Source organism: Streptomyces sp. NPDC057249, from assembly GCF_042669245.1.
Lineage (GTDB): Bacteria > Actinomycetota > Actinomycetes > Streptomycetales > Streptomycetaceae > Streptomyces.
Genome location: NZ_JBHUXS010000001.1, coordinates 389565 through 403122 on the forward strand (window position 1 = coordinate 389565; position 13558 = coordinate 403122).

A 13558-nucleotide genomic window follows, 5' to 3' on the forward strand; every position below is an offset into this window, starting at 1 on the left:
CCCTCACGCTCGCGCCGGCTCCTCCGCGAGGTGCGGGCGGGGTGCGCCGGGCCGGTACAGGAACAGGGTGACGACGAGCCCGAGGGCGAAGAAGCCCGCGGACCACCAGTACGCGGTGGCGTAGCTCTCCAGCTGGGCCCGGGCGACGACCGGCGGGGTCGGCCGGCGGCCCACCAGGTAGTTCGTGGCGGCGCTGGTGGCGAGGGTGTTCAGCAGCGCCGTGCCGATGGAGCCGCCGACCTGCTGGCTGGTGTTGACCATCGCCGAGGCCACCCCGGCGTCCCGCGCCCCGACGCCCGCGGTGGCCAGGTTCATGGCCGTGGCGAAGACCATGCCGAGGCCGATGCCCAAACAGAGCGTCGGCGGCAGCACATGGGCGGCGTAACCGCTCGACAGGTCCAGGGCGGTGAGCCACACCATCGCGGCGGCGGCGATGCCCATCCCGGTCGGCACGATCGGTTTCGGGCCCAGCCGGGGCACCAGCACATTCGTCGTGACCATGGACGAGGCGATCATGCAGGCGACCATCGGCAGGAAGGCGAGCCCGGTGGAGACCGGCGAATAGCCCAGGCTCTTCTGCAGGTAGTACGTGAGGAAGAGGAAGACGCCGAACATCCCGCCGCCCGAGATGAACATCGCGAGGAACGACGCCGCCCGGTCCCGGTCCAGCACCACCCGCATCGGCAGCAGCGGATGCGCCGCCCTGGTCTGCCACCACGCGAACGCCGTCACCAGCACCGCGCCCGCCACCAGGAACCCCCAGGTCAGCGGCGAACTCCAGGCGTGCGACTCGGCCTGGGAGAAGCCGTAGACGATGCAGAAGAGACCGGCCGAGACCAGCAGCGTCCCCGGGATGTCGAGCCGGGGACGGTCGGCCGGCGCGCCCGCGCTCAGCAGCCGCCAGCCGCCCGTGAACGCGAGGAACGCGAAGATCAGGTTGACGTAGAGGCACCAGCGCCAGTCCAGGTACTCCGTGAGCACCCCGCCGAGCAGCAGCCCGACCGCACCGCCCGCCCCCGCGATGGCACCGTAGATCCCGAACGCCTTGGCCCGCTCCTTGGGCACGGTGAACGTCGTGGTGAGCAGGGACAGCGCCGCCGGGGCGAGCAGCGCGCCGAACAGGCCCTGGAGGGCGCGGGCCAGCACCAGGATTTCGAAGCTCGGGGCGGCGCCGCCGATCGCGGAGGCGACCGCGAAGCCGACGAGACCGGTCAGGAAGACCACCCTGCGGCCCACCAGGTCGGCGACGCGTCCGCCGAGCAGCAGCAGCGAGCCGAAGGCGAGGGCGTACGCCGTGACGATCCACTGCCGGTTGCCGTCGCTGAAACCGAGGTCCTGCTGGGCGGAGGGCAGCGCGATGTTCACGATCGTCGCGTCGAGCACCACCATCAGCTGGGCCAGGCCGATCACCCCGAGCACCCACCAGCGGTGGGAGGGGTGCTCCTCGCGGGGGTTCGCCCCGCGGGCCGCTGCTTCGCGGGAACCTGCTTCACGGGCCATGGGGCGGAACTCCCTCGCTGCGCACACCGCCGGTCCCCCGGCTGATCACGCTAGGCGGAGCCCGCCCGTCCCGCACGCGGAGCGGGGCTCAGAGCTCCTTGGCGGGCCAGTCGAGGAGCCGGGCGCCGATCACCGCGGTCTGGAGCGTGTAGCGGTGCTGGGGATCGGCCGGGTCGGAGCCGGTCAGCTGGTGGATGCGTTCCAGCCGGTACGTGAGGGCCCGGACGCTCAGCGAGAGGCGGCGGGCGGTCTCGGCGGCGACACAGCCCGCGTCGAAGTACACCGACAGCGTCCTGAGGAGCGGTTCGGCGCCGCCCCGGGCCTGCCGGAGCGGACCCAGCTCACTGCGTACGAGATCGGCCATGGCCTGCCGGTCCCGGGTCAGCACCGGATAGACCAGCAGGTCGGCGGCGTAGAGCACGGGGTCGTCCAGGTCCATCCGGTCGGCCAGGTCCAGCGCGTCCAGCGCCTCGTCGTACGACTGGACGACGCCACCGGGGCCCCGGTGGGGACGGCCGACGGCGACCCGGCCGCCGTCCGTCGCCGCGTGCGCCTGCTTCGCGAAGTAGCGCAGGACGTCGGGCTGGCTGCCGGGCGCGACGCACACCATGCGCCCGTCCTTCGTGGTGAGCAGGATCTTGCGCCCGCTGAACCGGGCCACCATCGCCGACTCCACCTGCCGGGGCACCACCTCCGTCTCGGTGTACGCCTCCGGGCCCGTCGCCACCGCCACCGCGTGGGCGCGCGAGAGGCGCAGCCCGAAGCGGGTGGCCCGCTCGGCGAGCCGGCCCAGATCGCTGCGCCCGTAGAGGAGGTCGTCGATGAACTCGCGCCGGGCGGCCTCCTCGCGGCGCACGGTGAGGCGCTGGGCGCGCTCGAAGCCGTCGGCGAAGGCGTCCACCGCCTGCTCCACCGCGGCCAGCACGCTGTCGGCGGAGGCCGCCGCGGCGGCGGGGGACGCACCGGGGGCGGGGGCGGGCCAGGCGGCGCGGGTCTCGGCGAGGTGCATGCGGACGAGGGCGCGGAGCTGGTGACCGGCCTCGGCGGCCTCCCGGCCCAGGGTGCGGCGGGCGTCCAGCTCCTCGCGGGTGAGCCGCCGGCCCGAGACGGCCGCCTCCCCGAGTATCCGTGCGTAACCCTCCAGAAAGCTGTCGGGAATCACCGGTTCCGCCACGCGTCCGCCTCCGTTTCCTGTTCCGTACGTACATCAGCCCAACGCACGGAGCCCGGTGCCGGTGCCCGGCATCGGAGACCGGCGAACGTTGCCGTGTTCCGGCAATGCGTCCGGGCGTCCCCGGATGACACGATCCTTTCAGCACCAACCGGGGGACCACGGGGGAAAACGGGGGAATCACGGGGGTGCACGGGGGATCGGGGGAAGGCCCGGATGCCGCGGTGTCATCGAGGGTGACACCGCGGCACCGGGGTCACCGACCGGTCCGCGCGGACACCGGCTCCAACGCCGGCGGAACGGACGGGGGTCGGGATCGATGCGGGAGTTCATGGACGCGACGCTGTCCTTCCCCACTGTGCTCTTCGCCGCCGCGCTGGTCGTCGTCATCGCCTTCTGGCTGCTCGTCCTGGTCGGCGCGGCCGACCACCACTCCTTCGACGCGGACCTGGACACCGATCTCGCGGGCGTCGGGGGCGTCCCGGTCACCGTCTCGGTGTCCCTGATGATCGCCGTCGGCTGGTTCTCCGCCCTGACCGGTTCGGTCCTGGTGCACCGCTCGGGCGCCACCGGACCGCTGCGCGCCGTGCTGGCCTGCGCGGTCCTCGCCGGGGCACTGCTGCTCGCCTGGGGGGCGGTGCGGCTGCTCGTCCACCACTTCCGGCGCTTGTTCCCCGACCAGCCTCCGCCATCGCGCCAGGACTTCCTGGGCCGCGTCTGCACGATCCGTACCGGCTCGGTCTCCACGGACTTCGGCCAGGCCGAGGTCACCGCGGACGACGGGACCACCGCCACCGTCCAGGTGCGCCAACTGGAGCCCGTCGACGCGGAGCTGACCTCCGGACGCTCCGGACTGCTGTACGCGTACGACGAGGCCGGGGAGTTCTTCTGGGTCTCGGCCTACGACAAGGCGCTCGACCCGGGTCCGCCGCACGGCCGTACGGCCTCCGGCCCCGCCGTCTGAGTCACCGCTCCGGCCGGCGCGGTGCGCCCGTCCGGCCTGCCCGGACGCCGTCTGCCGCCACGCCGTGTTTCACGTGAAACCGCTCATTTCCGCACCACCTGCCGCCAAGGACTGTCATGGATGCCATCTCCTTGGGCCTCGGCCTGCTCGTCGCCGTGGTCCTGCTCATCGCCGTAGCCGTGCTGCTGATCATCACCCGGCTCTTCCGCAAGGTGGAGCAGGGCAAGGCACTGATCATCTCCAAGACCAAGAAGGTCGACGTGACCTTCACCGGTGCCGTCGTCCTGCCGGTGCTGCACAAGGCCGAGTCCATGGACATCTCGGTCAAGACCATCGACATCCGGCGCACCGGGCGCGAGGGCCTGATCTGCCAGGACAACATCCGCGCCGACATCCACATCACGTTCTTCGTGCGGGTCAACAAGACCGTCGAGGACGTCAAGAAGGTCGCCCAGTCCATCGGCACCGAGCGCGCCAGCGACAAGGCCGCCATCCAGGAGTTCTTCGCGGCGAAGTTCTCCGAGGCGCTGAAGACCGTCGGCAAGCAGCTGGACTTCGTGGACCTGTACACGAAGCGCGAGGAGTTCCGCGACCGGATCATCCAGGTCATCGGTACCGACCTGAACGGCTACCACCTGGACGACGCGGCGATCGACTTCCTGGAGCAGACCCCGATGGCGCAGCTCGACGGCGCCAACATCCTGGATGCCCAGGGCATCCGGAAGATCACCGAGCTGACCGCGATCGAGCACGTCCGCACCAACGAGTTCCAGCGCACCGAGCAGAAGGAGATCACCCGGCAGGATGTCGACGCCCGGGAGACCATCCTGGAGCTGGAGCGCCGGCAGGCCGAGGCGGAGATCAAGCAGCGCCGCGAGGTCGAGACGCTGCGGGCCCGCGAGGAGGCCGTGACCGCCCGGGTCCAGGAGGAGGAGCGCCTGGGCGCCCAGGCCGCGTTCATCAGGACCGAGGAGCAGCTGGGCATCCAGCGGGAGAACCAGGCCCGGGAGATCGCCGTCGCGCAGAAGAACCGCGAGCGGGTCATCGCCGTGGAGAACGAGCGCATCGAGAAGGACCGGCTGCTGGAGGTCATCGGGCGTGAGCGCGAGACCGAGCTGAACCGCATCGCCGCGACGAAGGAGGTCGAGGCGGAGCGCCGCGAGGTCGCCGACGTCATCCGCGAGCGGATCGCGGTGGACCGTACGGTCGCCGAGCAGGAGGAGTCCATCAAGACGCTCCGGTCCGTCGAGGAGTCCGAGCGCACCCGCAAGTCGGTCATCATCGCCGCCGAGGCGGAGGCGCAGGAGCGGCTGGTCAAGGACATCAAGGCGGCCGAGGCGGCGGAGGCGGCGGCCACCCACCGGGCGGCCGAGCAGCTGACGCTCGCGGAGGCCCGGCTGAAGACCGCCGATCTGGACGCGCAGGCCAAGCTGCGGCTGGCCGAGGGCATCCAGGCGGAGACGGCGGCGCCCGGCCTCGCGGACATCCAGGTGCGGGACGCGGCAGCGGAGGTGATCGAGAAGACGGGACGCGCCGAGGCCGGGGCCACCTCCGCGCGGCTCAAGGCCGAGGCCGAAGGCGCCCGTCTCAAGGCCCTCGCGGACGCGGAAGGCACCCAGGCACAGGCATCGGCCGACGCGGCGATGATCGGCGAGAAGCTCAAGGCCGAGGCCGAGGGCGCCCGTCTCAAGGCCCTCGCGGACGCGGAGGGCACCCAGGCACAGGCATCGGCCGACGCGGCGATGATCGGCGAGAAGCTCAAGGCCGAGGCCGAAGGCGCCCGCCTCAAGGCCCTCGCGGACGCGGAAGGCACCCAGGCACAGGCGTCCGCCGACGCGGCGATGATCGGCGAGAAGCTCAAGGCCGAGGCGGCGGGGCTCACGGAGAAGGCCGCCGCGATGGCGGCGCTGGACGACGCCTCGCGCGGGCACGAGGAGTACCGGCTGCGGCTGGCCGCCGAGAAGGAGATCCGGCTCGCCGGGCTCGACGTCCAGCGGCAGGTCGCCGAGGCGCAGGCGACGGTGCTCGCCACGGGTCTGGAGAACGCGGACATCGACATCGTCGGCGGCGAGTCGGTGTTCTTCGACCGGCTGGTGTCGTCCATCTCGATGGGCAAGAGCCTGGACGGGTTCGTCTCGCACTCGGACACGGCGAAGACCCTGGCCGGTCCGTGGCTGAACGGCGACTCCTCGTTCACGGAGGACCTGACGCGGGTGCTGTCGTCGGTGTCCACGGGCGACGTGCAGAACCTGACGGTGTCGGCGCTGCTGATGCGGATGATGGCCGCGCCGTCGGCGGGGGTCGGTGCGGACCAGCTCCGCGCGCTGCTGGACCACGCGCGCTCGCTGGGCCTGGCGGACGTCCCGGTCAGCGGCCTGGCCCCGGTGGGCCTGAACGGTACGCCGGTGTCCTGAGGGGTCCGTCGCCCGAACGCCCCACCGGGCCCCGTCCGTCCTCGGTCGCCGGACGGGCCGGGTGGGGCGGACCCCTCCAGCCCGTCCGGCGGTCGAGCGCCGCACGCCACACCGCAAGGAGCCTCCAGTGGACAACGTGACCACCCCCACCGCCGGGGACTACGACGTCCTGCGGCGCCGCCTCCGCGCCCACGCCACCGAGCTCACCCGCCGGGCCACCGCCCTCAACGCCCGCCGCACCGAGGCATTCGGCGCCACCGGCCTCCAGCTCCTGGGCAGTGAGCAGATCAGGACGGACCGCCCGTCCGTCCCCCGCGACCTCGTCGCGCTCGGCGGCGAGCTGCTGTTCGGCTTCGAACGCGGCCCGGGCCGGCAGGACGCACCCGCCGTGGACGAGGCGCTCGCCCTGTACGCCGCCGACCTCGCCCCCGGCACCGGCACCCCGCTCACCGACGCCGCCTTCGTCCGCGAATTCGACGGCCTGCACCGCTACTTCCGCGCCGCCCGCCTGCTGCGGCTGCGCCGGACCGAGGGCCGCCTGCTGGCGGTCTTCCGTACCGGCGACACCGCGAAGGACATCCGGGTCCTGCGCTGGGCGCTGAACCCGGACGGCTCCCCCGGCGCGTTCCTCGACGCGCGCGGCGAGCGCGACCACGTCTTCCCGCCGTCGCACGACTTCACCTGGACGACGGCGGGCCGGGAGGCCCACGTCGCGGGCCGCCACCCGCACATCGCCATCGGCTGCGAGGCCGAGCTGTACGTGGACACGCTGGGCGGCACGCTCACCGTGAAGACCGTCAACGACACGGAGACCCCGGAGGGGATCTACGAGGAGCCGGTCACCGAACCGCTTCAGTCGCTCGCGGACGCCGAGGTCGAGTACGCGGAGCTGGGCCCGCTCGTGCTGCTGCGGGTCCGCCCGTACAAGGAGGAGGCGCCGCGCCACCTCGTCTTCAACGCGCTCCTCGGGACGGTGACCCGCCTCGACGGCATCGGTCCGGCCTGCCGGCGACTCCCCGAGGACCAGGGGATCATCTTCCCGGGCGGGTTCTACCTGACCACCGGCGAGGCCCGGACGTTCGACATCGCGCAGCCGCTCACCGACCCGGTCTTCGAAGAGGCCGTGCGCTCCCCGAACGGCGAGGACGTGCTGTACGTCTTCCGGGACCGCCAGGACGGCCGCAGCCTGCTCCTTCCGTACAACGTGATCCGCCAGGAGGTGGCCACCCCGCTCCAGGGCCGGGGCCACGCGCTGCTGGACGACGGCACGCTCGTCGTGCTGCGCGACCCGGTGGAGGGCGGCGAGGGCGGCGCGGCGCGCGTCCACCCGTTGCAGCGCTGGCGGACGCCGTACGTCTCCGACACCTACGCCGCGTCCCGCCCGGCCGGCGAAGGCCCGCTGGCCCGGGTCGGCAACGCCGACCTCGTGCGCGGGATCTCCGACTGCCTGGCCCTCGCACACGCCGCGTCCGAGACGGCGCCGACCGCCGCCGTGTACGACCGGCTGGTCGCCGACTGCGTACGGGCCGGCGACCGCTACCACTGGCTGGACGACGCCGAACTGGGCGGACTGGCCGAGCCGCTGGGCGAGCTTCGGGAGACCGCGCGCCAGGTCGTCGCGGAGTTCGAGGCGGTCCAGGCGCTGACCCGGCAGGCCGCCGACGCGCTCACCGAGACCGCCGACCGCATCACCGCCCTGGTCCGCCGGGTGCGCGGCGAGGCCCCGCGCACGGCCGCCGAGTGGGTGGACCGGCTCACCGACCTGCGCGGCGCGCACGGCCACCTGGCCACCCTCGCGGAGATGCGGTACGCGGACACCGAGCGCATCGCGGAGCTGGCCGCCGCCACCGCCGAGGACATCGAGGCGGCCGCCCGCCGCGCGGTCGCCTTCCTGGCCAGGAACGACGCGTTCGCCGGCTACCACGAGGACATCGCCCGCCTCACCGAGGAGGCCGCCGGGCTCGCCACGGTCACCGACGCCGCCGCGCTCGGGGACCGGCTGGCCGCCATGACCGACGGCCTGAGCACCGTCACGGACGTCGTCGCCGGACTCGACATCGGCGACGGGGTGGTCCGTACGTCGATCCTGGAGCGCATCGCGGAGGTCCTGGGCGCCGTCAACCGGGCCCGCGCCACGCTCGACGCCCGCCGCCGCGCCCTGGCCGACCACGAGGGGCGGGCCGAGTTCGCCGCCGAGTCCGCGCTGCTCGGACAGGCCGTCACGGCCGCGCTGGCCGCCGCCGGGACCCCGGAGTCCTGCGACGAGCAGCTGGCGAGGCTGCTGCTCCAGCTGGAGAACCTGGAGGCGCGGTTCGCGGAGTACGAGGACTTCCTGGCCGAGCTGGGCGAGCGCCGGACGGAGGTGTACGAGGCGTTCTCGGCGCGCAAACAGGGCCTTCAGGACGAGCTGGCCCGCCGCACCGAACGCCTCGCGGACTCGGCGGCGCGCGTCCTGGAGACGGTCGCCCGGCGCAGCGCCGCCCTGCCCGACGCGGACGCCGTCCACACCTACTTCGCCTCCGACCCGATGGTCGCCAAGGTCCGCCGGACCGCCGAGGAGCTGCGGGCGCTCGGGGACACCGTGCGCGCGGAGGAGCTGGACGGGCAGCTGCTCGCCGCCCGCCAGGGGGCGGGCCGGGCCCTGCGCGACCGGGACGAGCTGTACGCGGACGGCGGGTCCGTGATCCGCCTCGGCCGGCACCGGTTCGCGGTGAACACCCAGCCGTTCGAGCTGACCCTCGTGCCGCAGGACGGCACGCTCGCGTTCGCCGTCACCGGGACCGACTACCGGATGCCGGTGACCGACCCGGAGTTCGCCGCGACCCGCCCGTACTGGGACCGGACGCTCCCCTCCGAGTCCCCGGCCGTCTACCGGGGCGAATTCCTGGCCGCCCGGCTCCTCGACGAGCACGGCGCGGACCGGCTGGCCTCCCTGGACGACGGCGAACTCGCCGCGCTCGTCCGGGAGTCCGCTGCCGCCGCGTACGACGAGGGATATCAGCGCGGGGTCCACGACGAGGACGCGACGGCGATCCTGGCCGCGCTGCTGCGGCTGCACGCGGGTGCCGGGCTGCTGCGCTTCCCGCCGGCCGTCCGGGCCGCCGCCCAGCTGTACTGGGTCCATGAGGCGGACGCAGCCCGCCGGGTCTCCTGGGCGCGCCGGGCCCGCTCGCTGGCCCGCGCCCGGGAGACGTTCGGGCTCGCCCCGGCGGTCGCCGCGCTCCAGGAGGAGTGGGCGTCGGTGATCGGCACCGAGGGGGCCCGGTCCGTCGCCGCGTACCTCTTCGAGGAGCTGACCGGCGGCCCCGAGGGCTTCGTGACGGGCGCCTCCGTCCGTGCGTTCCTGGACAAGTTCCGCCACGCCACCGGCACGTCGGCGTACGACGACGACCTCGCCGCCCTCGCCGACGACCTGCCGGCCCGGCGCCAGCTCGTGGAGGGCTGGCTCACCTCGTACGCCGGGGCGAGCGGCACGGACATCGACCCGAGCGACCTCGCGGAGGCCGTCGCCGTGGAGCTGTGCCCCGAACCGCTGCTCGCCCGGTACGAGGCCGACGCGCCGCTCACCGAGACCGTCGACGGGCTCCTCGGCGTCCACCCGCGCGTCGAACGCGGCCGGCTCACCGTCCGCATCGACGAACTCCTCGCCCGCACCGAGGAGTTCCGGACCGTCGCCGTGCCCGGATTCCGCGCCTACCAGCGCCGGCGCACCGCCCTGGTCGCCGCCGAGCGGACCCGGCTGCGCCTCGACGACCACCGGCCGCGCGTGATGCCGGCGTTCGTACGCAACCGGCTGCTCGACGAGGTCTACCTGCCGCTGATCGGGGACAGCCTCGCCAAGCAGCTCTCCACCGCCGACGCCGACCGCCGTACCGACTCGCAGGGCCTGCTGCTGCTCGTATCGCCGCCCGGCTACGGCAAGACGACGCTCATGGAGTACGTCGCCGACCGGCTCGGGCTCGTCCTCGTCAAGGTCAGCGGCCCGAACCTGGGCCACGACGTGACCTCGCTCGACCCCGCGCAGGCGGGCAGCGCCACCGCACGCCAGGAGATCGAGAAGATCAACTTCGCGCTCGAAGCGGGCAACAACACGCTGCTCTACCTGGACGACATCCAGCACACCTCGCCGGAACTCCTCCAGAAGTTCATCCCGCTCTGCGACGCCACGCGCCGCGTCGAGGGGGTGCGGGACGGTGAGCCGCGCACGTACGACCTGCGGGGCAAGCGGTTCGCGGTGTGCATGGCGGGCAACCCGTACACCGAGTCCGGCGCGCGCTTCCAGGTGCCCGACATGCTCGCCAACCGGGCGGACGTGTGGAACCTGGGCGAGGTGCTGTCCGGCCGCGAGGACGTCTTCGCGCTGAGCTTCGTGGAGAACGCGCTGACCGCGAATCCGGTGCTGGCGCCGCTCGCCGGCCGCTCCCGCGAGGACCTGGCGCTGCTGCTGCGGCTCGCCGCCGACGACCCCACGGCGCGACCGGAGCAGCTCGAACACCCCTACGCACCCGCCGAGGTGGACCGGATCACCGCCGTCCTGCGCCATCTGCTGCGGGCCCGGGACACGGTCCTCGCGGTCAACGCCGCGTACATCGCCTCGGCCGCGCAGACCGACGCCACCCGCACCGAGCCGCCGTTCCGGCTCCAGGGTTCGTACCGCAACATGAACCGGATCGCGGAGCGGATCGCGCCCGTGATGAACGACGCCGAGCTGTCCGCCGTCGTGGACGACCACTACGCGGGCGAGGCGCAGACCCTGACCAGCGGCGCGGAGGCCGCGCTCCTGAAGCTCGCCGCGCTGCGGGGCACGCTCACGCCCGCGCAGGCCGAGCGGTGGGCGGCGCTCTGCGCCTCGTACGTCCGCACCCAGGCGCTCGGCGGGCCCGAGGGCGATCCGATGACCCGCGCGGTGGCCGCGCTGGGGCTGCTCGCGGACCGGATCGCGGCCGTGGAGACGGCGATCGGGCGCGCCGCCGACCCCCGCCACCTGCTGGCCAGGCCGCACGACGACCGCTGACCGTCCTCGATCAACGGAAGGGAGCAAGGCATGCTGGGACACGTGTCCTCCTTCCCCCAGCAACCCCAACCCTCTCCGTTCTCCGGCCACATGGTCGTCTGCGGAGACGACGCGCTGGCCCAGCGGCTCGCCGTGGAGCTGCGGTACGTCTACGGGGAGCGCGTCACCCTCGTCGTGCCGCCGGAGCCGGGCGCGGTCAGGCCGGACGAACCGCTGAGCGGGCGCGGGCGGGCCGCCGCGCTGTTCGGACGGATGGCGTCCGCGATGAACCGCAACGGCGGTGGGCTGCCGCACGGTTCGGACGGGGACACCAATGCCGGCGTCGAGGCGGTGCGCATCCTCCAGGCCGCCGAACCGTCCGACGAAGCGCTGGCCGAGGCGGGCATCGCCCGGGCCTCGGCGGTCGCCCTCGTCTACGACGACGACGAGCGCAACATCCGGGCCGCGCTCACCGCCCGCCGGCTCAACCCCCGTGTCCGGCTGGTGATCCGCCTCTACAACCGCAAGCTGGGCCAGCATCTGGAGACCCTGCTCGACCAGGCGGCGGCCGTCGCGTCCCCCGGGCTCGACCCGGCCGCGATCGACGCCTCCACCACGGTGCTGTCCGACGCCGACACCGCCGCGCCCGCGCTCGCGGCCACCGCGCTCGCCGGTTCGACCCGGGTGGTCCGGGCCGAGGGCCTGTTCCTGCGCGCCGCCGAGCGCACCCCGCCCCGGGGCGGCCAGGTCGCCGACCCCGGCCTGTGCACCCTGGCCCTGCTCTCCTCCACCACCCACGACCCGGCGGGCGCGGAGGGCTCCGACAGCAGCGGCGCCGAGGGGCCGCAGCTGCTGCCCGGGCCGGCGGAGATCGCCGCCGCGACCGGGCGCGGCGCGGTCGTCCTGGAGGCCGTCACCCAGTCGGGTGCGGCCGCCCCGAAGCCCCGGATGAGCGGCCGGAGCGCGCCGCTGAGCCAGTTCTTCTCGCGGCGGCTGCGCTGGTCGGCGCTGGGGGTCGGGCTCGCCGTGCTCGGGCTGGCGGTGGCGTCCTCGGTCACCACCGGCGACCATCCGCTGCACGCGGCCTACCTCACCCTGCTCGACCTGTTCGCGATGGGCGACCCGGCGATCGGTGAGCCGACCGCCCGCCAGGTGATCCAGATCCTCTCCGGCATCGCGGGCCTGATGCTGCTGCCGCTGCTGGTGGCGGGGGTCCTGGAGGCGTTCGGCTCGCTGCGCAGCGCCTCCTCGCTGCGGCGGCCCCCGCGCGGGCTCTCCGGGCACGTGGTGCTGCTCGGGCTGGGCAAGATCGGCACCCGGGTCCTGGTGCACCTGCGGGAGCTGGGCATCCCGGTGGTGTGCGTGGAGGAGGACCCGGACGCGCGCGGCATCCCCGTCGCCCGGCGGCTGCACGTGCCGGTGGTGCTCGGTGACGTCACGGACGAAGGGGTGCTCGAAGCGGCCAAGATCGGCCGCTCACGCGGGCTCCTCGCGCTGACCAGCGCCGACACGACGAACCTGGAGGCGGCGCTGTACGCGCGCTCGCTCAAGCCGAGCCTGCGGGTGACGGTGCGCCTCTTCGACGACGAGTTCGCCACGGTGGTCTACCGCACGCTGCGCACGGCGCACCCGCAGGCGATCACCCGCTCCCGCTCGGTCTCCCACCTGGCGGGCCCCTCCTTCGCGGCCGCCATGATGGGCCGGCAGATCCTGGGCGCGATCCCGGTCGAACGCAAGGTGCTGCTGTTCGCGGCGGTGGAGGTCGGCGGCCACCCCCAGCTGGAGGGCCGCACCGTGGACCAGGCGTTCCGCGAGGGCGCCTGGCGCGTCCTGGCCCTGGACGTGGCCCCGGGCTCCCTCGTCTGGAACATCCACCCCGGCTACGTGCTCCGCCCGACGGACCGCGTGATCATCGCCGCGACGCGCAGGGGGCTGGCGGAGCTGCTGGGGCGCCGCCGCCGTTCCAGCCCGACCGGCGTCTGAGGAGGGGCCGTAGGCCGTGTCCTACGGCCGCCAGCCCCGGCGGCAGAGCACCAGCCGGTACCCGTCCGGGTCCGCCACCGTGACCCCCCACTCGTTCCAGTAGGGGTTCGGCGAGGCCACCCTCGTACCGCCGCAGGTGAGCAGCCGGGCCACCAGCTCGTCCGGTACCGGGCCGTCCAGGTACAGGACGAGCAGGTCCTCCTCGGTGGGCCGGGGGTCCACGGGCCCCCGCGTGAGCTCCAGATGCCAGGAGGCGTCGGGATGCCCCACCATGAGAAGGTCATGCGTTCCGGGCTCCCGCTCCGCGTCGGCGCGGAAGAGGACCTTCAGCCCCAGCCCGTCCACCCAGAACCGCTCGGCGGCGGCGAGATCCCGGGAGGGCCGGGCGAGGCGGACGTGCGTCTCGGCGGTGAATGACACGGGTGCCCTTTCGTCGGGGCGGCGCCCTCGGCCGCGTAGCCGCAGCGTATGAGCCCGCCGGGACGCACACATCGGCCATCGGTCCTGGTCCCCGGGTCCGAGGACGAAGGAAT

At 73.8% G+C, this 13558-nt stretch carries 7 protein-coding genes; 4 read left to right on the plus strand and 3 right to left on the minus strand.

Annotated elements, in window-relative coordinates:
• Positions 1 to 3 precede the first annotated feature (3 nt).
• Positions 4 to 1500: an MFS transporter gene (locus ACFUJY_RS01905; protein ID WP_383293015.1), complete on the minus strand. Its 1497-nt coding sequence runs from the start codon at positions 1498 to 1500 to the stop codon at positions 4 to 6.
• 88 nt (positions 1501 to 1588) lie between these two features.
• Positions 1589 to 2674, minus strand: coding sequence for a PucR family transcriptional regulator (locus ACFUJY_RS01910; RefSeq protein WP_383293018.1), 1086 nt, complete (start codon positions 2672 to 2674; stop codon positions 1589 to 1591).
• A gap of 316 nt (positions 2675 to 2990) precedes the next feature.
• Between ACFUJY_RS01910 and ACFUJY_RS01915 the strand changes: the two genes are divergently transcribed.
• From ACFUJY_RS01915 to ACFUJY_RS01930, 4 genes are all read left to right on the plus strand, one after another.
• Positions 2991 to 3635, plus strand: coding sequence for a hypothetical protein (locus tag ACFUJY_RS01915; RefSeq protein WP_383293020.1), 645 nt, complete (start codon positions 2991 to 2993; stop codon positions 3633 to 3635).
• Between the two features lie 116 nt (positions 3636 to 3751).
• A complete protein-coding gene (locus tag ACFUJY_RS01920; RefSeq protein ID WP_383293023.1) occupies positions 3752 to 6049 on the plus strand; it encodes a flotillin family protein in 2298 nt (765 codons plus the stop codon).
• A 127-nt stretch (positions 6050 to 6176) separates the two neighbouring features.
• Positions 6177 to 11063 carry a DNA repair ATPase gene (locus tag ACFUJY_RS01925; protein WP_383293026.1) on the plus strand — a complete coding sequence of 1629 codons (4887 nt, stop codon included), beginning with the start codon at positions 6177 to 6179 and terminating at the stop codon, positions 11061 to 11063.
• A 30-nt stretch (positions 11064 to 11093) separates the two neighbouring features.
• Positions 11094 to 13025 carry an NAD-binding protein gene (locus ACFUJY_RS01930; protein ID WP_383293028.1) on the plus strand — a complete coding sequence of 644 codons (1932 nt, stop codon included), beginning with the start codon at positions 11094 to 11096 and terminating at the stop codon, positions 13023 to 13025.
• 21 nt (positions 13026 to 13046) lie between these two features.
• On the opposite strand, the gene ACFUJY_RS01935 is transcribed toward ACFUJY_RS01930, so the two are convergent.
• Positions 13047 to 13445 (minus strand): VOC family protein, encoded by a 399-nt coding sequence (locus ACFUJY_RS01935; protein ID WP_383293031.1) that lies wholly within the window; start codon positions 13443 to 13445, stop codon positions 13047 to 13049.
• Positions 13446 to 13558: the final 113 nt, after the last annotated feature.

Coding starts and splice junctions, on each gene's coding strand:
- ACFUJY_RS01905 (WP_383293015.1), bottom strand. CDS start 1,500: ATGGCCCGTGAAGCAGGTTCCCGCGAAGCAGCGGCCCGCGGGGCGAAC.
- ACFUJY_RS01915 (WP_383293020.1), top strand. CDS start 2,991: ATGCGGGAGTTCATGGACGCGACGCTGTCCTTCCCCACTGTGCTCTTC.
- ACFUJY_RS01920 (WP_383293023.1), top strand. CDS start 3,752: ATGGATGCCATCTCCTTGGGCCTCGGCCTGCTCGTCGCCGTGGTCCTG.
- ACFUJY_RS01930 (WP_383293028.1), top strand. CDS start 11,094: ATGCTGGGACACGTGTCCTCCTTCCCCCAGCAACCCCAACCCTCTCCG.